This is a genomic window from Bradyrhizobium sp. 31Argb (genome assembly GCF_043638955.1).
GTDB lineage: Bacteria > Pseudomonadota > Alphaproteobacteria > Rhizobiales > Xanthobacteraceae > Bradyrhizobium.
Genome location: NZ_JBEGDB010000062.1, coordinates 1 through 21860 on the forward strand (window position 1 = coordinate 1; position 21860 = coordinate 21860).

10 protein-coding genes are annotated in these 21860 nt (G+C 62.8%); 7 read left to right on the plus strand and 3 right to left on the minus strand.

What is annotated here, in order from left to right:
- The first annotated feature begins 199 nt into the window (after window positions 1-199).
- From AAFX91_RS14880 to AAFX91_RS14895, 4 genes are all read left to right on the plus strand, one after another.
- Window positions 200-928 carry an STN domain-containing protein gene (locus AAFX91_RS14880; RefSeq protein WP_130582437.1) on the plus strand — a complete coding sequence of 243 codons (729 nt, stop codon included), beginning with the start codon at window positions 200-202 and terminating at the stop codon, window positions 926-928.
- A 69-nt stretch (window positions 929-997) separates the two neighbouring features.
- Window positions 998-1588: an RNA polymerase sigma factor gene (locus AAFX91_RS14885; RefSeq protein WP_130582438.1), complete on the plus strand. Its 591-nt coding sequence runs from the start codon at window positions 998-1000 to the stop codon at window positions 1586-1588.
- Window positions 1578-2546: a FecR family protein gene (locus AAFX91_RS14890; RefSeq protein ID WP_394566963.1), complete on the plus strand. Its 969-nt coding sequence runs from the start codon at window positions 1578-1580 to the stop codon at window positions 2544-2546. Before AAFX91_RS14885 ends, AAFX91_RS14890 begins: the two co-directional genes overlap by 11 nt.
- A 162-nt stretch (window positions 2547-2708) precedes the next feature.
- Entirely contained in the window at window positions 2709-13748 is an 11040-nt protein-coding gene (locus tag AAFX91_RS14895; RefSeq protein ID WP_394566964.1) for a filamentous haemagglutinin family protein, read from the plus strand.
- A 127-nt stretch (window positions 13749-13875) separates the two neighbouring features.
- Here the strand turns inward: AAFX91_RS14895 and AAFX91_RS14900 are convergent, their stop codons facing one another.
- The 3 genes from AAFX91_RS14900 to AAFX91_RS14910 form a co-directional block, all read right to left on the minus strand.
- Entirely contained in the window at window positions 13876-14814 is a 939-nt protein-coding gene (locus tag AAFX91_RS14900) for a GlxA family transcriptional regulator (protein WP_394566965.1), read from the minus strand.
- A 281-nt stretch (window positions 14815-15095) separates the two neighbouring features.
- Complete coding sequence (locus AAFX91_RS14905) at window positions 15096-15617, minus strand: prolyl-tRNA synthetase associated domain-containing protein (RefSeq protein WP_282529689.1); 522 nt, start codon at window positions 15615-15617, stop codon at window positions 15096-15098.
- 24 nt (window positions 15618-15641) lie between these two features.
- The gene (locus tag AAFX91_RS14910) at window positions 15642-17468 is read right to left on the minus strand and encodes a CocE/NonD family hydrolase (RefSeq protein WP_130580085.1); all 1827 of its coding nucleotides are present in this window, start codon (window positions 17466-17468) and stop codon (window positions 15642-15644) included.
- A gap of 240 nt (window positions 17469-17708) precedes the next feature.
- Between AAFX91_RS14910 and AAFX91_RS14915 the strand changes: the two genes are divergently transcribed.
- The 3 genes from AAFX91_RS14915 to AAFX91_RS14925 all read left to right on the plus strand — a co-directional run bounded on the left by AAFX91_RS14915 (window position 17709) and on the right by AAFX91_RS14925 (window position 21850).
- On the plus strand, window positions 17709-19367 hold the full coding sequence (locus AAFX91_RS14915) for an amidohydrolase (protein WP_130580086.1): 1659 nt from the start codon (window positions 17709-17711) through the stop codon (window positions 19365-19367).
- A complete protein-coding gene (locus tag AAFX91_RS14920; RefSeq protein WP_130580087.1) occupies window positions 19364-20404 on the plus strand; it encodes a GTP-binding protein in 1041 nt (346 codons plus the stop codon). The genes AAFX91_RS14915 and AAFX91_RS14920 overlap by 4 nt, the downstream gene beginning before the upstream one ends.
- A 192-nt stretch (window positions 20405-20596) precedes the next feature.
- Window positions 20597-21850, plus strand: coding sequence for a sarcosine oxidase subunit beta family protein (locus tag AAFX91_RS14925; protein WP_130580088.1), 1254 nt, complete (start codon window positions 20597-20599; stop codon window positions 21848-21850).
- Window positions 21851-21860: the final 10 nt, after the last annotated feature.

The window sequence follows — 21860 nt, forward strand, 5'->3', positions numbered from 1 at the left end:
CTCCTGCCACCCGAAAACTTGCCGATCCTCGAATGGCTCGGTATCAAAACGTCAAAATCACTGTGATGAACCACTAGGTCCGTAGTCGAGGCGTGTCACAATACCGTCTTGCGCAGCGTCGTAAGTTGGGAGGAGTTTCTGATTGACCGGCGTCTGGTTCAATTCGTAACGGATCGATCCGCAGCCATCCGTGAGTCTCGTGTTTGCCAAGGTGAACCAGCATTTCATGAACATCGTCAGATGGTGGAAGTGTGTGATCACGCGCGATCTTGCCGCTGTTGTCGCGCATTTGATGATGGTTTCGGCTCTGTGGCACGCATCGCCGGCGGGGGCGACTTCCTTCGACATCCCCGCGCAACCTCTGGCGTCTGCCATAGACGCGTTCTGCGCGGCGACCGGGACCGAGGTGTATTACGACGGCGCAGCGGCGATCGGACAGCGATCTTCTGCGGTGACCGGCGCCCTTGCGCGTGACGATGCTCTCAGAAACTTGCTCGCAGGGACGCAACTCGTCCCACTGCGCGCGCGCGAAAACAGCTACTTGCTAATTCATCCCGGCGACGATACGGCGCATGCGTTCGCTACGGCACGGATCGCCCAGGATGGTCAATATCAGCGCTATTTCGCCGTGGTGCAAGACGACATCCTGCGCATTCTGTGCCGGTATCCTGACACGCGCCCCGTGAGTTATCGGCTGGTGATCAAGTTGTGGATCGGTTCGTCGGGATTGGTGCAGCGCGCAGAACTCGAAGGATCGGCCGGCGAACAGGCAAGTCACCGGATGCTGTTGGCGACGCTTGGCAAGTCACGCATGACCGAACCGCCACCGGCGCAGATGCCGCAGCCGATCACCATGGTTGCACTGCCGGGGGGAGCGGCCGACGCGAGGCTCTGCGCATCACCCGTCGACCAGAAGGCCGGGCGCTAGCATGTCGGTGCGCGAGACAGCGGGCGCGTACGATGCTCACGGGACAAGGGTCCAGGGTCGCGATTCCGCATGACCCACAGCAGCCGCGCCGAATTGCGCCGTTTTTTGACACTCTGCTATGATGATTTGCGAGCCAAGTTGGCCCGTCGATTGAATTCGGTGGAGCTTGCCGGTGACGCCTTGCAGGACACGTATATGGAGCTTTGCCGGGGCGCGGATCTGCCGCCGGTGCAGCGGCCGCGCTCTTACTTGCTGCGCATGGCCAAAAATATCGCGCTGAGGAAACTGCACTCGGAAAAATACACAGTTTCGCTCGATGACGCGAAGATCGCCTTCGACATTGCCGATGAAACGCCCGGTCCCCAACGAAGTCTGGAAGCGAAGATCGAGCTCGAAGCCTTTCAACATGCGATCAGGGAATTAACCCCGCGACGGCGCGTTATCCTGCATGCAGCGCGCGTCGAAGGAAAACCCCTGCACGCAATTGCAGCACAGTTGGAGATATCACAAAGACTGGTTGAGATCGAGTTGAAGCATGCGTTAGCCCATTGCGCGCTTCGTCTGGATCGGCAACTCGTGCAAAGATTCGGCCCTCAGCCCGTTCAGCAATCGCGTGGACAGAGGGCCGACAAGCGTGTTGATGACAGGGATGACCGATAGCCCGCCCGAAAAGTTGGACCGGATCGAGCGCGAAGCGCACGATTGGCTGGTCCGTTTCACCTCGGGGGAAGCAGGACCTGCGGACCTGCGGGAAGGCAAGATGTGGATCGAGCGCGATCCGGCGCATCGTACCGCGTTTATGAAGGCCACCCGGATGTGGGAGGCCTTGGGGCCGGAGGCATTTGAGGGGGATCGCCCAGCCGCGCGGACGTTCGCCTCTATCTCGATGTCACGTCGTGCCGTGCTCGGCGGCGGGGCCGCCGCCATCGCCGCGAGCGCGGCGTATCTCGTCGTGCAGCCGCCGCTCGGCCTCTGGCCATCCTGGTCGGAAATGGCGGCCGACTATCGGACGCACACCGGCGAGCGGCGGCGTATTGTGGTGGCCGACACGACTTTCGTCGAGATGAATACCCAGACCAGCATTGCGCTGCGCCAGGTCGCGAAGGAGGCCGCGGGGATCGAGTTGATCTCGGGCGAGGCGCTGGTCGCGACGCCATCCGGTGCGGGGCCGGCCTTTGTCGTGACGTCCAGTCAAGGCCAAACCAGCGGAATTGAAGCGAAATTCAACATACGGAATGATGGGCACGCGGTTTGCGTGACCTGCGTCGAGGGGAACGTTCACGTCTCGTACGGCGCGGCGATAGCGTCGTTGCGCGCCCGCGAGCAGATCACCTATGATCGATCAGGCTTGGGGAAGCCCGCGTTCGTCGATGCAGCGATCGTGACCGCCTGGCAAGACGATCTGTTGATCTTCCACTCCAAGCCGCTACGTGAAGTCATCGCGGAAATCAATCGTTATCGTTCCGGAAAAATCATCGTCGTGAATTCTGCGCTCGGCGCGCGGTTGTTCAGCGCCAATTTCCGGGTTCGCAACGTCGATGCGGTCCTCGAGCAAGTCGAGAAACTGTTTGGCGCGACCGTCACATCCTTGCCGGGCGGCATCGTCCTGCTGAGCTAAACGCCGTCGATCGCTCGGGAATTCCTGACCTCAAATTATTTCTTACTTTTTTTTCGGTGCCGCGCTTCGGCATGTCTCTACGCAGAGGGAAAGCGTCGCTTCGAGTGACGTCATCCACGTGAAATCAGCTTCACGTCAAAGTCTTTGCCGAGAGATCAAGCCATGTCCGTCCAGCCTGCCGCCTGCCGATTCCGCCGCGCTACCCTCAAGAACAACTTGCTCGTTGGGGTCAGTGCCGCTGCTCTGCTGCTCGGCAGCATTGCGGGGGCGGAGGCGCGCAGCCTGGGGAGCGCAAGCACGGGTTCGGGTTCGGGTTCGGGTTCGGCTACGGCAGCCGCTGCCGCGGCCGCGCAGTTGGCCACCCAGCAGTCGTCGCTCGCGGCCAAGCAGGCGGTGGAGTCGATGGCGCGCGCGGCGGCTTCATTGCAGGCACTGCGCGACAGTCAGGCCGCCGCGCGTGCGGCGGCGCTGGCGGCACAAAGCGCGGTCCCGAACGGACTGACGCCCGGAGGACTGGTGACGGCGCCGGGGGCCGGAGCCGTCCCGGGCGTCTGGACCGGCGCCGATCTGCCGACGCAGGCGCAGGGCGGAGGCCGCACCACGGTGACCGTTAGGCAGACCGAGCAAAAAGCAATCCTGAACTGGTCCAGCTTCAATGTCGGCCGCGAGACCAATCTCCACTTCGATCAGGGCGCCGGCGGCGCGAACGCGTCGAGCTGGACCGCACTTAACCGCGTCACCGATCCAAGCCTCGCCCCGAGCCGCATCCTTGGCACCATCAAGGCCGAGGGCCAAGTCTACGTCATCAACAAAAACGGCATCATCTTCGGCGGATCGAGCCAGATCAACGTCAACACTTTCGTCGCCTCGTCGTTGAGTCTGTCGGATGAACAGTTCCGCGCCGGTATCAACAAACAGCTCATGGTTTTCGACGATTCGTTAGGAAGCGGAGCCAGCATCGCAAAGCCGCAGTTCGGCTATCTCGGACAACAAAGCCCGAACCAATCTGTCGGGCTCGACGATCCCAGCCAAGTCGCGGGCGCGATCATCGGCGACGCCCCGGGCGATGTGCGGATCGAGGCCGGTGCGCAGATGACAATGGCGAGCGGCGGCAAGGCCCTTATCTTTGCGCCGCATGTCCTGAACTCCGGCCGTATCTCGGCGCCCGACGGCCAAGTCATCATGGCGGCGGGCGAACAGATCTACCTTACGACCGATCAGTTTGGCGTTCGTGGTCTCGACGTCGCCGTCTCGGCGCCGATGCGCTGGATGTTCGACTACTACCATATGGCGACAGTGACCGATCAGGGAAACTGGAGCAGCGACAACGACTATACGCTGGGCCTGAAGAACGTCGTGTTCCCGGAGATGGCAGCGCGTGGCGCTTCGGTCGGTTACAACGTCGTCAATAATGGCATGGTGCAGGCCGACCACGGCAACATCACCCTGATGTCCCGCGAGATCGTACAGAACGGCGCGCTCGAGGCCTCGACCGCGTTGAACAACCGCGAAGGCTCCATCCGGCTGCGCGCATGGGGCGAGGGCATGATGTCCTACGGCAGCTCGATGCCTGTTGGATCGCCGCTGCGCTACTGGTCGACTGGTACGTTGGTTCTGGGATCAGGCAGCGTCACCACGGCAATGCCGGACCTCACTGACACCAGCGACATCGAGCTGCCGTCGCTGGCGACGCGTTACAGTCCCGGTCGCATCGAGATGCGCGGGAAATTCATCGATATCGAGGCCCGGGCCAGCGTCATCGTGCCGGCCGGCACCATCAGCATCGTTGCCAGCACATCGCCCCTGTCGGGCGATGTTCCCATCACAGGGGAGCCGGTGAAGCGCGACGGCAGCCGCGTGTATATCGGCGAAGATGCCTATCTCAGCGTCGCGGGTCTGCAGGACGTCTTGCTCACCATGGAGAGCAACGTCGTCACCGGTGAATTTCGTATCAACGAACTGCGCGATTCGCCTTTGTATCGTGACTCGTGGCTACGCGGACTGACAGTCAGCGTCGACAAGCGCGTCAGCGGCTTGTTCGGGGACGGGCCCATGGCCGATGTCAACTGGATCGCAGGTTCGCCCGGCAAATGGGTTGGCACGCCGCTCGGCGATTTCTCCGGCTGGATCGGGGTTGGCAAGACGACGCTGGGTGAGCTGTCCACCAAGGCGGGTTCGATCTTCGTCAAGTCGAGTGGCTCGATCGTAACCCGCGAAGGTTCATTGCTCGACGTCTCGGGCGGCTCGGTGCGCTATGCGGACGGCTGGATCACCACGACCAAGATTCGGGGGGCGGACGGTCGAGTCTACGATATCGGTGCGGCGACGCCCGATCGTCTCTATGTCGGTCTCGCGAGTGGCTTCACTCGCAGGCATGAGCGTGCCGGCATCACCGAGACCTGGCGCAACCCGTTGGATCGCAGCAACGGCACGCGGTTCGAGCGGGGCTACACCGAAGGCCGCGATGCCGGTTCGATCCAGTTCTTCGCTGCCGAAGCCATGGTGCTCGAGGGGGGCTACTGGGGCGGGGTCATCACGGGGGAACGGCAGGCGGCGTCCGGCCAGCTCGCCACCGCCGGCACGTTCACGATTGGCGGCAACGCCGACGAGCATCGCCAGTGGCTGCTGGGCAATCTCATCATCGCTGCCGAGCCGGAGATGCTGCCTGCCAACTTTACCGCGAGCAGCCCGTTGGATGCGAAATGGTACCACGGCACCCACGATATAGATACATCGGTTCGCGATAAGACCACCTATCTCGATTCCGATGTGCTGGCCGAAGCCGGCATGTCGAAGCTTGCCTTCTATGTCGCCACCAGTTTCACGCTGGACAAGGACGAGAAACTCGAGCTCGCGCCGGGCACGACGTTCAACGTGATTGCCAATGTTGGCACTGTAAATCCGGCCAGCTTTGCTGTTGACGGCAGCATTCGCATTGCTGGCGGCAATGTCTGGTTTGCCGGCGCGGAGACGGCGACCTTCGGTCGCGGCGCCGCGATCGATGTCAGTGGCGAATGGATCAATGGCCCAGGCGGGGCGCAGCTTCCCGTGATCAAGGGCGGCACGATCCAGCTCACCGGCGATTTCGCGCCGGGCATCACCCTGGACGTGTCCGGCGGCGGCTGGTACGACACGCGCGGCGCGAAGCCGAAGTTGAAACTCGGCGATGCCGGCGCCATCACGCTGTCGGTCACGGATGCCAATCAGTTGTCGGAACTCGATCTGCGCGGCTACGCGGCAGGTTCGGGTGGCTCGCTCACGATTGTTACATCAGGATCGATCCAGGTAGGCGGCACTGCTCCGGCGGATCCCGCCGTGTTGCGGCTGTCGGAGACGCTCTACAGCGAACGTGGCTTCCGCGCCTTGTCGTTGACGAGTACCGGCAACATCACGGTCGCGGATGGCGCCACGATCTCGCAGCTTCCGTTGAATGTCGATCTCGCCGGCGTCGATGTTTCCGCCTTTGCATCGGGCACACCGATCACTGCAATTGGCAAGCTCGCGTTGCTCCCGACGGCGGACCGGCTGGATCGCAAGCCAACTTCGCTGTCCCTGATCGGCGACAGCGTCACCGTCGGCGCCGGCTCTGTGGTGCGGACCGATGTCCGCGGCTCCGTCACGCTGGCTGCCATCGGTCATAAGGATCCGGCCACCGATACCACCATCCCCGGCGACGTGATCGTGCGTGGCGCGATCGACGCGCCGGCGGGCTCGATCTCCGTGTCCGCCAATGGCGAGCTCGCGCTTGCGGCAGGAGCGCAACTGCTGGCACGCGGCACATCGGTGACGGAGATCGACGCGCAAGGTCTGCGCTCCGGGACGGTGCTGGCCGGAGGCGGTGTCAGCCTCGCTGAGGCGGCGGTGATGAAGATCGAAGCCGGTTCGCTGATCGATGTCTCGGGGTCGAGCGGCACTTTCGATCTGGCGAGGGGGCGGGGCGCGGTCTCGACCTACAGCCTCGCCAGTAACGGCGGTACGATTGCGCTCAAGCTGAGCGGCGCCGCCAATGATGTCGTCGCAGGATCATTCCAGGGATATGCCGGCGGCGCTGGATCGGTCGGGGGCACGATCGATATCTCGGTTGGGAGCACTTCGGAGCCGACGCCGAGCTTCATGCTTCCGGCGCTGTACTACGTTGACAGGGACACCGGGGCGGTCGTCGCGGTCAACCTGCGGCAGAACCTGGACATCTACAGGGAATACAGCTCGGGTTCGGACCCGGCCTTTCAGTTCGCTATCGTACGAAACGCAATTCGGGACGCGACGACCGCTCTCACGCGCGGCGGGGGATTGGCCATCATCGATCTCAACGCGGACTCGACGCCCGGCAGCCTCCCCCAGCCGCTGGCATCGGTTACGCCACAACTCACCAACCAGATCGCGTTGCTGTCGAAAAACTTCTTCACGGATCCTGCCGCCACTCAACGCCTGGAGTTGCCTACCGCCAACGTCAAGGTCACGAAGATCTCGGCCGACACCGTGAACAACGGCGGCTTCGGTACCCTGAACGTGAATTCGACCGCCTTCATGGTTGCGCCGGGAATCAATCTGTCGTTCGGCAAGTCGATCTCGATCGGCGGCGCGATCAACAGCGGCGGCGCAGGAACGGCTAAGGTGACCGCGCCCTATATCGCGCTCCTCGGAGGATCCGGTTCCGCCGGCCCGGCCGGTGTCGGCAAGATCGTGCTGACTGCCGATCTGATCGACATCACCAGAATGGCCTTTAGCGGATTCGCTGAAACGCAACTGGTGGCGCGGGATCTCCGGATGGGCGGCCTGCTGACCGATCTGCGGTCAAACCGCACCTCGTCGCTCGATGCAGACGGCCGTCTCGAGCTGAAGGTCGGGCAGGTCTATCCGGCTACCGGCATCCTTGCTTCGATCAAGGCCGGCACGCAATTGGTCATCGAGCGCAACGGCGATACAGGGCTGCCCCTGTCAGCCGCTGGCACATTGAACCTCGAGGCGCCGGTGATCGCGCAGAACGGCGTGGTGCGCGCGCCATTTGGCAGCATCACTTTCACCGCCACGGGCAGCATCGCGCTGGGCGCCGGAAGTATCACGTCGGTGTCCGGCGACGGTCTCGTGCTTCCTTATGGGACCTTGAGCAACAACGAGTTCTGGAACGATCCGCTCGCGAAGCCGACCGAGGCCAATCCGACGCCAACGCTAGGCAAGCTGCCGGAAAAGAATATTGTCCTCAATGCGCCCGGCGTCACGCTCGCGGCCGGTTCGGTTGTCGACATTCGCGGTGGCGGCGATCTTTATGCTTGGGAGCACGTCCCCGGCCCCGGCGGCTCGCACGACGTGCTGACCCAGCCAGGACTTTACGCGATCATGCCGGGGCTGAATGCATCGACGGCTTCACAGGATCAAATCTGGCTTGCCGGGGGCAATGGCCTCGCCGCTGGCTGGTACGCCTTGCTGCCGGCGCGCTATGCCTTGCTGCCCGGGGCGTACGCGGTGTCCGTCGTGAAGGGATCCGCTGGCAAAGAGGTCCTCAATTCCGTGCCGATGGCGGATGGTTCGGTGCTGATGAGCGGTTACCGGGCAGATGCCTATGGCGGCGGCTTCGAGCAGCTCCGCTCGACGTGGCAGGTGATGTCGGGCTCGACCTTGCGCAGCTACAGTGAATACAACGAAGCCTTCGCCAACACCTACTTCGCATCCGATGCGTTCAAGCTCGGGCAATACCGTCTCACCGGCATCAATATCGTTACGCCGCGGCTTCCGGCCGACGGCGGATCGGTGGTGTTCAAGGCGACAACCGAGCTCGTGCTGCAAGGTCTGCTGCGGTCGCAACCGGCCGCGGGCGGTCGCGGCGGTCTGGTGGATATCGCCGGGAGCAGGATCGCGATCGTCGGCAGCGGTCAGGATCGCAGCGATCTGACCGGCTATCTGGTGGTCGACGCGAACTCGCTCAGCAATTTCGGCGCCGGCAGCCTGTTGATCGGTGGCGTTCGCAGTGGTGACGCGAGAGGCCTGCGTATCGATGTGACAGCGAGCGACGTTGTCATTCGCAACGATGCGACGAGCGCGTTGATGGGATCGGAAATCCTCTTTGCGGCGAGCGGCACGATCGGCGTCGGCGACGGCAGCGTCATCCTCGCAAGGGGAACCGCCCCTGGCAGCAGCGTTGATCTCGTGATGGCGCCGCAGGTCAAGGCGGTCTACGGCGACATCGGCGGCGTGAGTGATGGCAATCCCGACAACGATGTGCTGTTGAGCCCGTCGAAGGATTACGGTGCGCTGCTTCGTGTCTCCACCGGCAATGCTGTCAAGGTGCTGCGCGAGAATGTCGACATCACGATGGGCGGGATCGTGACGATCGGCGCCAATGCGACACTTGCGGGTGGCAATGCGCTGCTGATCGATGCGACGCAGGACACGGTGGTCGCCGGCAATGCGAAGCTTTCAGGCGTGGCTCTGTCACTGTCGAGCGGCCGGATCGGCTTCGGCGGCGGCACCTCCGGCCTCGTGCTCGATGCGGTGTCACTGGCGCAACTGGCCAATACGCAGGCTCTCACCTTGCGCAGCTACAGCACGATCGACGTCTACACCTCCGTCAATCTTGGCGGTGCCGGTCTGAATGCGGTGACGCTGGATTCCGCCGGGCTGGTTGGTTACGGCAATGGTACCATCGCGATCAGCGGTCGCAGCATCGCGCTCGACAACAGCGGCGGCAGCTTCAGCAGCCCCGTCGGGGCCGGCCATCTCCAACTGACACTGAGCGCCGACGAAATCGTTCTCGGCGGTGGCAACAAGGTATTGCGGGGCTTCGACGCGGTCACGCTGAATGCGGGCCGCCAGATCGTCGGGCAGGGCAACGGCAGCATCGAAGCCGATATGGCGACCGTGACGTTGGCTACTCCGGTGGTGACCGGGCGCGGCGGCGCATCGCAGTCGGTCGTTACTGCCGGGGCGCTGAGCATGCGCGGCCGCGACAGCGGGACGTTGGCCTCGCCCGAGGACAGCCTCGGCACCCGTTTCGCGCTGACCGGCGCCAGCGTGGATTTCGGCGGCCGCATTGTTGCTCTCGGCGGCGCGGTCAGTCTGACCGCGACTGGCGGCGATGTCGTTGTCGGTAATGGCGCGCTGATCGACGTTGGTGGATACAAGAAGCAGTTCTACGATGTCGCGCAATATGCCGATGCCGGCAACATTGCACTGACAGCGGTTGGTGGTTCGGTTCGGCTGGTGGCCAACTCCGTTCTCAACCTGGCTGCGCCTGCCGAGGGCGGCAACGCCGGCAAGCTGGTGTTAACCGCTTCGGGCGGCGGCACGGTGACGCTGGGTGGAAAAATCGCGGCACAAGCCGGCCTTGGCGGCAGGGGAGGCTCATTTGTGCTCGATATCGCCGCCTTGCCGGACTTCGCCGGCATGAGCCGGACCCTGAATGGCAGCGGCTTTACGCGGTCGCGACAGTTTCGCGTCCGCTCCGGCAATGTCGTGATCGACGGCATCACCGACGTCGCCGACTTTGCGCTGACCGCCGACCAGGGGGCGGTGACCCTGGCGGGGACCATCGACGCCCGCTCGGAATATGGCGGCAACATCGCGATCAGCGCCGGCAACGGACTGACTATGCTCGGCTCGACACTGTTACAGGCCGGCGCCACCGGTGCGTTGGGCAGCGGTCGCGTCATCTTGGAGGCCAGCAACGGCCAGCTTGACGTGCAGGGCGGTCGCATCGATGTCTCTGGTGGTGATGGTGGTCGCGTTCGGTTCCGCGCGCGGCAGCCGGCCGGCCACGACGACGTCGCGGTGAGCAATCTGCGCGCGGCGATCGTCGGCGCACGCTCCGCGGTACTCGAAGGCGTGAGCATCTATGACAGCAATTCGGTCGATGCCGTTCGGGCCGGCGCGGTTGCCGATGCGACGGCCTTCGTCGGTCACGCGGCCGCGATCGCCGCCCGGCTCAACGCCGGCGGCTGTGTCACGGTGATGCCCGGCATCGAAATCCGCAGCACCGGCGATCTGATCGCTGAATCCGACTGGAACCTGTTCGCCGATTTCGGCGCGAACGCCCGCGAGGGTACGCTGACGCTGCGCGCTGCGGGTAACCTCACCATCCTCGGCAACATCAGCGACGGCTTTTCGGCGGCGGACCGCAGCGGCGTGCTGCAGGACACCGCATCCTGGAACCTGCGACTGGTGTCGGGCGCCGATCTGACTTCGGCGAGCGCGATGGCGCTTACGCCACTGACGGCTCTGCCGACCGGCAGCGGCTCGGTCATTGTTGGCGATGCCGGCAACGGCTACCAGATCCGCACCGGCACCGGCGACATTGACGTCGCGGCCGGACGCGATCTGCTGCTCGCACACAGCGCTTCGGTGATCTACACGGCCGGCCGCGCCGACGGAGCGCTCGCCAATTTCACCCCGGCGGCTGGCGCCACCTACGGCGTATTTGGCGGCAACCTCAACATCGCGGCGCAGGGCGGCGCCAGCTCAGCGCTTCCGGCCAACCCCCGCGACAACCAGTTGTTCGTCGAATGGCTGAGGCGCCAGGGTGACACCGATTCAGACTATGTCTATTACCCCGGCCAGCAGAGCTCGTGGTGGGTGGACTACGGCGCATTCCAACAGGGGGTTGGTGCGCTCGGTGGCGGCAACGTCTCGGTCTCGACGGGTGGCGACCTCGTCAACATGCTGGTCGCGTTGCCAAGCAACGGTCGTGTCAGCGGCGGCCTTACCTTCGGCGAAGCCAAGGTGCTCGAGGTTCGCAATGGCGGCCTGATGGACGTCAACGCGGGCGGCGCCATCCGTGCCGGCTATTATTATGTGGGCCGCGGCGCCGGCACCATCACGGCAGGCGAATTCGCCGTCGGACGCGAGGTCTCCATCGTGAAGAGCGCCCTGCAGACCGACGTCTATGCGATCGCGCCGGTCATTGCGCTTGGGGACGCGACCATCGGCGTTCGCACCGCCGGCGATCTGCGGCTGCAGACCGTGCTCGACCCGTTGCTGCTCGGCAGCAGCTATTGGGAATTTGGCGCCTTTATGAGCGGCTACACCGACCGCACGGCGCTCGATCTCACGTCGGTCGGCGGCAACGTTATCCTGGCCAACCAGGGGCAATATATCTCCAAGAATCTCGACGTTACTGACGCTTTCCACAGCCCCGACTTGCCGTTGGCCCTGATGGGACAGCTCGCCGTCAATCTCTATCCATCGATGACCCGCGTTACCGCGCTCAACGGCTCGATCGTCAATCAGGCGCGGTTCTTCACCGTGCCGGGCCGCACTCCTGAACTGCGCCTGTTGGCGGCGGACAACATCGACACCGGCACCATCGTGATGTCGCGTGCGACGCTCGATATGATGCCCTCGCCATTCCGGCCGGTCGGCGGCCCTGGCGCCACGATCCAGCTGGATATCGCCTTGAACGTGGACACCAACAGCACGCCATTTCAGCAGCAGGCATTCCAGCTGATCCTTATGAACGACATCAATGTGCTGGCCTATTTCGGTCCGGGAACCCACACCAGCTATCTCAAGGGTATCCGCAATCCGAAGCATCTGGACAACGAAGACGATTATGATCCGAGTCGCTTCTACGCGTTGAACGGCTCGATCACGGGGATGCCCCCGACCAACCGGACCGGTGTGTGGGAGGGCACGATTACGACCAACGAGCAGACCTGGTTCCGCGCCGGCACTGACATCCGCAACATCGCCTATCGGCTGCGCAACCTGCATCGCACCGACGTCTCGTTGCTCGAGGCCGGCACCGACATCATCGGCGGCGAGATCCTGATCCAGGGACCGGGCGCTATTGCGCTCGCGGCCGGCCGCGACGTCTATGGCGCCGACTTCAGGATCGAGAGCCGCGGCAATAGCGAGTACGACGGCAGTAACCGCGCGGTGGAAACCACGGAAGTTCTCGGCCTGCCGCGCGACGGCGCAGCCATTTCGGTGATGGCAGGCCTCAATGGCAAACAGGCATCGTACGATGCGCTGGCGGCAGCCTATCTCGATCCGGCCAACGTCGCGTCGATGCCGGACTACCTGAAGACCACGGTCGACGGGGTCGTGCTGCCGATCTATCTGACCGATGCCGTCGGGGACCGCGGCGGCGTCAAGCGCACGGTGCGCGACGGTCTGGTCTCGTTCGTTCGCGAGATTACCGGCGAGACCCTGGCGCCGTACGCCGCCTGGGCCCGCTTCCAGGCGATGCCTGCCCTGACCCGACAGCGCTTCCTGCGGCAGGTCTACATGCAGGAGCTGAAAGCCGCCGGCGACGACCAGTTGACGCTCGGCGCCGATGGCCGGCCGATCAACGGTGGCTACGGTCGCGGCTATGCCGCGATTGCAACCCTGTTCCCGAGCAAGGACTGGAGCGGCGGCGTCAAGATCGGCAATGCCACCTTCCGCACCATGGCGGGCGGCGCCATCGACGTTTTTACTCCCGGGGGCGGACTACAGGTGGCGGCACTTGGCACGGTCGCGCCGCCCGGCGCCGGCTTGATCACGCTCGGCAATGGCGACATCAACATCTTTGCCCGCGACAGCGTCACCGTGAACCGCTCGCGCATCCTCACCTTCGCCGGCGGCGATGAGGTGATCTGGTCGACGCTCGGCGACATCGATGCCGGCCGTGGTGCCAAGACCACGCGTGTGCCGTCGGCGCCGGAAATCGTCACCGATGCCGACGCCGTTACGAAAGTCATGGAAAGGGCTGACATTTCCGGCAGCGGCATCGGCACCATCATCGGTTTCACTGGTGTCGAGCCCGGCGACGTCTCGCTGATCGCTCCGGTCGGTACGGTGGATGCGGGCGACGCCGGAATCCGGGTCAGCGGCAACTTCACCCTGGCGGCGATGTATGTGCTCAACACCGACAACATCAAGGTCGGTGGTGAAACCAAGGGCGTGCCGAAGGTGCAGCCCCCGGCCGTCAATCTGACGGTCGAAACCAAGGACAAGGCGGCGGCCGACGCGGTCAAGGACGCGACGCAGCAGCCTGCGAATGAGCGGCCGTCGATCATCATCGTCGAGCTGCTCGGCTTTGGCGGCGAGAGCGATCAGGAAACGCCGCGACGCGATGAACAGCCGCGTCAGGGGGAAGAACGTGGCAGGAAGGATCGGCGCAGTTACAACTACGATCAGACAAGTCCGGTTCAAGTATTGGGGGCCGGTGCGCTGTCGGATATGCAGACGGAGGCTCTGATCTACGAGAAGAAAAAGCAGGTGCGCTGACCCCAAATGTGGCCGATATCACCAGCGGCTCTCCCGGTATCGTTGACCCGCGGCTGGGGCTTCGGCCGCGGAGTCTGATCACATGCCGCTGACTGAGCGCAGCAATCAATCTCTTGAGAAACTGAACTCAGGCAGGATCATAGACCCGACGACCTTCCGCGCTTGGTTCGAGATCCGGGACGCTACCGACAGATCTCTTGCGATCCTCGGACGGATTGCTCCCAAACGTGGATTTGTACGCCTTGCTGAGATGGGATCCGTCGACAAATCCGGTTTCCGCAGCGATGGCGGCAAGCGTCATCTCGGTCTTCATCATCCAGCGTGCATGCTTCAACCGCAAGCGCAAATAGGCGTTCTGAGGAGACTGGCCCGTCTCGTCCTTGAACAGCCGCTCGAGTTGACGCGTGCTGAGGCGGACCTTGGCCGCCAGCCGGGCAATGGAAAGGGGAGACGACAGGTTCTGCTCCATGATCAACAGGGCGCGCGAGATCCGACTATCATTGCCGACGAACTCCGTAGGCGGAGCCGATTGAGCCGATGAGCCGGGTCGCATCCGGTCGATCTGCATAATGTGAAGCGCTTTCTGCGCGTTGGACAAGCCAAGGCGCAATTCGACGATATGCGCCGCAAGATAGGCGGCGCCGATCCCGCCCGAGCACGTGATGCGCCGGCCATCGACAACGAACGATTGGTCCGCAATCGGCAACGTGTCGCCAAACTCCTCCAGGAAGTCGCGATAGTGGTACCAACTGATACAGCACTTCTTCTGGCGCAGGAGGCCCAGGCGCCAGAGAATGAAGCTGCCGGTGCAGACACCGACGATCGCCGCGCTTGAGTCGGCCGCCGTCAAAAGATATTTGCCGGTGCGCTCGTCTATCTGTGGGCCGTCGTGAAGCAGGCCCCCGACCACAACGATGTAGTCGAGCTCGGACGGGTCGATGAATTTGGAGGTGGGCGTGACCTGCACCCCGCTGCTGGACCTGATTGGATCACCGCCCGCGGACATGATGTGCCATTGGCATCGGATTGGACGGCTGTTGTCCCCGTCGTCGGCCGCCAATCGCACGACGTCCAGGAAGTTCGAGAACGCCGTCAGCGTGAAGTTGTTCGACAATATAAAGCCGACGCGAAGCGGTCGTATCGTCCTCTCCATCCTTGCCTCCGTGCGTGTCCGCGCGAGGGCCGGGGCTTCGGCCTTGTCGTGGAACCGCATCTCCCCAATCTCGCGATCGGGGCGTCATATTGCGGGTATTACGAAAGCAAAAACAAGACCATTCGGGAGGCCGCGAACCCGGACTCTGCGCCAGCGACCAACCAAGCGGGGGGAGGCCGCAGCAGATCGATCGCTCAGGTCGGGCCGCTGTCGTCCTCCAGATCGAGGTAGGAAGGATCGCGGCCCGTAACGGCCAGGAACTTCTCGAGCGACTCCCGTGACAACGACGTCGTCCTCTGGTTGCTGAGGGGATGGCAATTGATCGTCGCCACGCCGGCCAATCGTTGGTCCAGTACGACCCTGACTTTTCGTTCCTTGTCGTTGACAACCGCCAACACCGAGACGGCGCCGGGTTGGATGCCGAGCAACTCCAGCAGCGCATCGGCCGATCCGAACGATAGGCCTCCTTTCGCTCCGATCTTTCGAGCCAACTGCTTGAGATTGATGGCTGCGTCCTCGTCGGTCACGAAAAGAAAGTAGTTCTTCTTGCCGTCGCGCAGGAACATGTTCTTGGTATGCAAGCCGGGAATATCGCCGCGAAGGCTCTTCGACTCCTCGACGGTGTGCACCGGCGGGTGTTGGAAAGTGCGCGCCTCGATGCCGTTGCTCTCGAGATAGGCCAGAAGTTCGTCGCTTTGGTTCATGCTGCTGCCCATAGATCGCCTTCCTCTAGCCGCTGCTCATGCCAACCGCAACGGCAGCTTGATGTGTGAGGCATTGCCGCCACCACGAAGTACCTCGATCCGCAGTGGGCCCGTCGCGGGGATGCGCTGGAAATGGTCCGCATCGGCGCCCGTGAGAGACAATCTGATCCTGCTCCCCGCCAGAAAGGTCCAGGCGACCGGAAGCAGCGAAAGGCGAAACAGATGCGGTTGACCCGGCACCAACTCTCGCGCCTGATCTCGCCTACAAGCGTGGAATATGCCAGGCGTCTGATAATTGCGCGGCATGGGACTTTCCGCCCGATGGAGCGCACGAAGGCACCCTTCGGTGACGTAGAGGGATTGCCCATCGTGGAGTATCTCGGAGAGATAGGCGTGGACGGCGAAGTCACGCGCCGGAGCCGAGATCCAGAGATTGACCAGGCAATGGCCGCTCAGTTCGGCGCTGTGAGGCAATTCGGAACTCGTGTAGTTCAGCATGGAGCGGTCGCCGCCATCCCAGTCCGTGTAGTACTGGCGACTGTCGATCGCCGCGATCCGCTCGTATCGCGTCTGTCCGCCTGTTCCCGCACCAAAGTCGATCTCGTGGGAGTCGGTCGCCGCTTTGCCTGCCGCATCCTCGAGCTTTCCGTCGAGCGCCAGAAATAGCGTTTTCGATGCGTCGAACGGCGGCCAGGTATCAGCGCCGCGCCACTTCTCGTCATGTACGGAGAAATAGTGCACCGGCTTCTCCGAGCGGAGGCCGGTCTCATGTCCGGCGAGGTGCTCGTCGAAGAACCTCAAGACCTCAGCGAGAATGTCGAATTCCGGGAGTTCGTCCGCGCGCCACCGTGAGCAATTGATGCGCGCGCCATGATCCCAAGGGCCGAGGAGAAGGTACTTGTTCTCGTTCGGCAAGGTGAGAAACCGGCTGATCGCTCCGTTCGCGTAGCCGGCGCCGTCCATCCAGCCGGAGACGGAATAGACTGCCACATCTCGCCTGATACCCTCGCAATAGCTCGCAGGGCTGATGGCATCGGACGAGTGCCCACCGAATTGGGAAAGGGGTTCGCTCCTGTATTCCATGGCGCGCATCAGCTCCGGCATGCGGAAATTGCCGGAGTGTGCGTCGATCGCCGCTGTGCAATCGGAGCCATCCGGATCGTCATCGACCGGATGCGGTCCCCTGAAGGCGGGATTGGAGTAGTAGACAAATTCCCTGAGCAGATCGCGCTTATCCTGGTCGAGGCCGGCCATCAGGCGATCGTAGACCTCGGCGAGATTGGTCAGAAGTATCCCGCCCGGGTAATAGTTATCCAGATAGGTGTCCCAAACGGAGAACAGCGGGGCGATCGCCTTGACAGCAGGATGCGATGTGGAGGCAAGGAAATCGCTCGCTGCTCCGAGATAGGATATGCCGGTCGCACCGATCGCGCCGTTCGCCCAGGATTGTTGGACAATCCATTGGGCCACTTCGTAAGCGTCGTCGCGCTCGCGGGGAGACCTGAAAATGTCGCGCGTACCGAAGCTCGCTCCCGTGCCTCTGATGTCGACGACGACAAGCGCGTATCCTCGCGGGACAAAAGTATCGCGGTATTTGGCAACGTTCGGCGACGACTCCACATTTTCGGCTGACGGATCGACCGCGAAGCGCCGGTAGTACGGTGTCTGAATCAGGATGGTCGGCCAGCGCCCGCCTTCTTCCGTCGCGTCGGGAATATACACATCGACGGCCAGCCTGCAGCCATCCTTCATTTTCAGGTAGATCGATTTCGGCTGAGTTACCTTGTGGGTCGCGGGCCTGCCGCGGATGTACCGGCTCGGCGGTACCATCCAGGCATCTCCGCGCATGTCGTTGTCGGCCATCTGAAAATCCGTAAATTCGGGGTTCTACCGCCTCGCGACGAGCGGCTCGGCAAGGAGCCGATCATCATGGCTGCGCGTCCATAGGCAAGATGCGAGGCCGTACGTGTCGCGTCGTTACGCGGACGATGTCGCAAGCTTCCAACCGCGAAGGGATGCGAAAGTGCACATTGGTTCACGGTTCGAACAAACGCGCCGCTCGGGTCATCCACGAGCCGACCACACAGTCAGGGGGAAATTCAAATGGGAGATATCACGGTCTATCGGGCGCGGAAGGTCATCACGATGGATCCGGGTCGTCCTTTCGCGCAATGCGTAGCGGTCAGGGATGGTCGCGTCTTGTCAACCGGTACGATCGAGACCATGCAGCCCTGGCTGAAACGGTACCCCTACAAGATCGACGACACCTTCGCGGACAAGGTCATCCTGCCGGGATTCATCGACCCCCACACGCACTTCGCGTTCTCGGCCGGCTATCTCGCGATGCACTACATCGGCCCGATCGACTCGCCGGGACCCCACGGCATCAACAAGGGACTGCCCACCCGCGCGGAAGTTGTCGCCAAGCTTCGCGAAGCCGCCAATGCCGACCCTGATCCGAATGCGCCGCTGATTGCCTGGGGATTGGACCCCGCATCGCAGGGCGGACATCTCCATCGCGATGAGCTCGATGCCATCTCCCTTAAGCGGCCGATGTGGGTGATCTCTTACGCTCCGCATTTCATTTACCTGAACAGCGCGGCGCTGGAACGGGCCAAGGTTCCAGACAACACGAACGTGCACGGCGTGATGCGGTATCCGGACGGCAGGTTGAACGGACAGTTCGTCGAACTGGAGGCCGGACGCCTCGCTCTGGGCGCAATGCGCGAAGCGATTGCAGAGCGCGGCGGCGTCGATGGCCTGAGGAGAATGGGTGACATCGCGCGGAAAGCCGGCGTCACCACGACCGCCGAAATGATCTTTGGCAAGGGAAACTTCGAGAACGAATGGGCGCTTCATTCGAAGGTGGTTCCGGACGAGAGCTTTCCGTTACGTATGGGTCTTGTTTCGCTCGAACTTGCGCTCCACTCCGATCACGGCAGCAAGGGCGCGGATTTTCTTCTCGACGCGATGAAAAGGAGCGGCGACAAGCTTTTCTTTCATGGCGTGAAGTTTCTGTCCGACGGGTCGTTTCCCGCGATGTCCCTGCGGCTGAACTTTCCCGGCTATCTCGACGGAAGCAACGGTCTGCGCAACGATGTCCCGTGGGACGAACTCCACGAGCGAATGCTTCCCTATTGGAAGGCGGGTATCCAGATCCACTGTCACGCAAACGGTGACGAAGCGGTGGACGCCTCGCTGAATGCGCTGGCCAAGCTTCAGAAAGTGCAGCCGCAATTTGATCATCGCTTCACGCTGGAGCACTACTGCATCAGCACGCCCGACCAGGCCCGCCGGCTCAAGACGCTCGGCGGTGTCGCCAGCGTGAACAATTATTTCGTGCACTATCGCAGCCAGCTCCACGCCGAAGAGGGATTCGGGCCGGATCGTTCCGAAGCGGTGGCGAGACTAGGATCCCTTGAGCGCGAAGGCGTGATCTTCGCGCTGCATTCCGACTATTCGCTGGTCCTGGTTCCGCTCCATCCGTTGACCGCCGCCTGGGTCGCGGTCAACCGCATCGCCCTGGACGGAAAAACGGTGTTGGCTCCGGGCGAGCGGATCGGTGTCGAGCGCGCGTTGCGTGCAATCACGATCGATGCGGCTTACGTGCTGGGCGCAGAACAGCGACTGGGGAGTCTGGAGCCGGGGAAATTCGCCGATTTTGCCATCCTCGAAGCTGATCCATTTGAGGTCGATCCCGTCGATCTCAAGGACATCAGGATCTGGGGCACGGTCCTCGGCGGCAAGCCGCAACCTGCATGACCGCCGGATCCCACGATCGAGCCGACGACATTATCGTGCCCGTCAGTCCGGCCGCCGGCAAAGAGACTCTGGCCATGTTGATGGGCATCTTTGAGGCCGCGAGGGTCGTCCCCCGCGCGGTTGCCACGGTATCGCTGCCGCTGACGATCGTCAGCGGCTTCCTGGGATCCGGAAAGACGACCCTGGTGAACCGTCTCCTTTCCGAGCCCGGCGGCAGGAGGATCGCCGTACTCGTCAATGATTTTGCGGCCGTAAACATCGACGAGGAACTGATCCGCTTTCAAAGCGAGGATACGATCGGCCTGACAAACGGTTGCGCGTGCTGTTCGATCAACGGCGATCTGGTCAACGCGATTCAGCGGCTGATCGAGCGAAAAGAACCTCCCGACGCCATCGTTCTCGAAGCGAGCGGGCTTGCGGATCCGCGCGGCATCGCGCAGGTGGCATTGGCCAATCCTGCGATACGGCTCGACGCCATCCTCACATTGGTGGATTGCGAAACATTCCCCGAGCGCATCAGGGATGAGAGAACCCGGCCGACGATGCTGGCGCAGTTGTCTGCGGCCGATATCGTCGTGATGAGCAAATCCGACCTCATCGAGGATCGACTGGACGCGATCAAGGGCCTGATTGAATCATCGGTTCCGGGCCGCGCCATCCTCGAAGCGATGCACGGCAACATTCCTGCGAACATCGTGCTGGGCGTGAACGCCGGCCCCTCGTTCGCGTTCGGATGCTCTGCCGCTGACCATCACACCTCATTCGCATCGACGACGCGAAGCTGGTCGACGCCGATACAAAGAGACGTGATCACGCGGGCGTTGCGCGAGCTTCCGCAGAATATCATACGGGCAAAGGGTATCTTCTGCTTCAAGGACGACGACCAACGAAGATTCGTCTATCAGCGAGTCGGCAAGCGCGAGAGTCTCGAGGCCGCGCCGGAGCTGTCGTCGATTGCCCAGCATGGCTCAAGGCTTGTCCTCATCGGCTTTTCCGAGCAGTGGGATGAAGCGGAGGTGTCCCGGCTCATACCATGACCGGGCTCCGGCTATGCCGCACTTCGGCCTAGCGAGGTGCCCCGGTCGCTACCGTCTGGGCCGAAAGTCAGGCGCCTCTGGCGACGTCAGCCGTCGGGATGTCGCTTTCATCCAACAAGCACGGCGAGCCGATGCTGGCGAGATCGTATCGGCAGGCGATAATAAATCGCAGTCATTCTGGCACGGGCACCCATGAGACGATTCTCTGCAATTTCCTTGTTTCGCGAAGCACTCGGGGGACACGAGAAGTGGCCACGGCAGTGGCGTTCGCCTGAGCCGAAACCTGCCTACGACGTCGTGATCGTCGGAGGCGGCGGGCATGGCCTGGCGACGGCATTCTACCTGGCTGAACGATACGGAATAACTGACGTCGCAGTGGTGGAGAAGGGATGGATCGGCGGCGGCAACACGGGCCGCAACACGACGATCATCCGATCGAACTATCTTTTTGACGAGAGCGCCAGGTTCTACGAGCATGCCTTGAAGCTTTGGGAAGGGCTCTCGCAGCAACTGAACTACAATGTGATGTACTCCCCGCGGGGCGTGCTGATGCTGGCTCACAACATTCACGACGTCCAAAGCTTCAAGCGGCACGTCCATGCCAACAGGCTCAACGGTATCGACAATGAATGGCTGTCGCCACAGGAGTGCAAGGAGTTCTGTCCTCCGCTGAATGTCGGCGGTGCCATGCGCTATCCCATCCTTGGCGGCGCTTTGCAGCGGCGGGGCGGTACGGCCCGACACGATGCGGTCGCGTGGGGATACGCAAGGGCCGCGGACGCGCGCGGCGTCGACATCCTGGAAAACTGCGAGGTGCTCGGCATCCGCCGCGCGATATCGGGCCGGGTAGAAGGCGTCGAAACGTCAAGGGGCTTCATTCGGGCAGGCAAGATCGGAGTCGTTGCGGCTGGCAACACCAGCGTCGTCATGAACATGGCGGGGGTAAGGTTGCCGCTGGAGAGCTTTCCGCTTCAGGCGCTGGTCTCGGAGCCCGTCAAGCCGGCCTTTCCCTGCGTGGTGATGTCAAACACCATTCACGCCTACATCTCGCAATCCGACAAGGGAGAGATGGTCATCGGTGCCGGCACAGATGCTTACACATCCTATTCACAGCGGGGCGCATTGCATATCGCCAGCCACACGCTCGATGCCATTTGCGAGCTTGTGCCGATGTTCAGAAGACTGCGGATGTTGCGCAACTGGGGTGGCATCGTCGACGTGACTCCCGATCGATCCCCGATCGTGGCGAAGACGCCGGTGCCCGGGCTCTATCTTAATTGCGGTTGGGGCACCGGAGGCTTCAAAGCGACGCCTGGCTCAGGTGACCTCTTCGCCTGGACGATCGCAAAGGACGATCCTCATCCGATCAACGCGCCCTTCACGATCGAGCGCTTTCGCGATGGCGTGATGATCGACGAAGCCGCTGCTGCGGCCGTGGCCCACTAGTCTTGGAAAT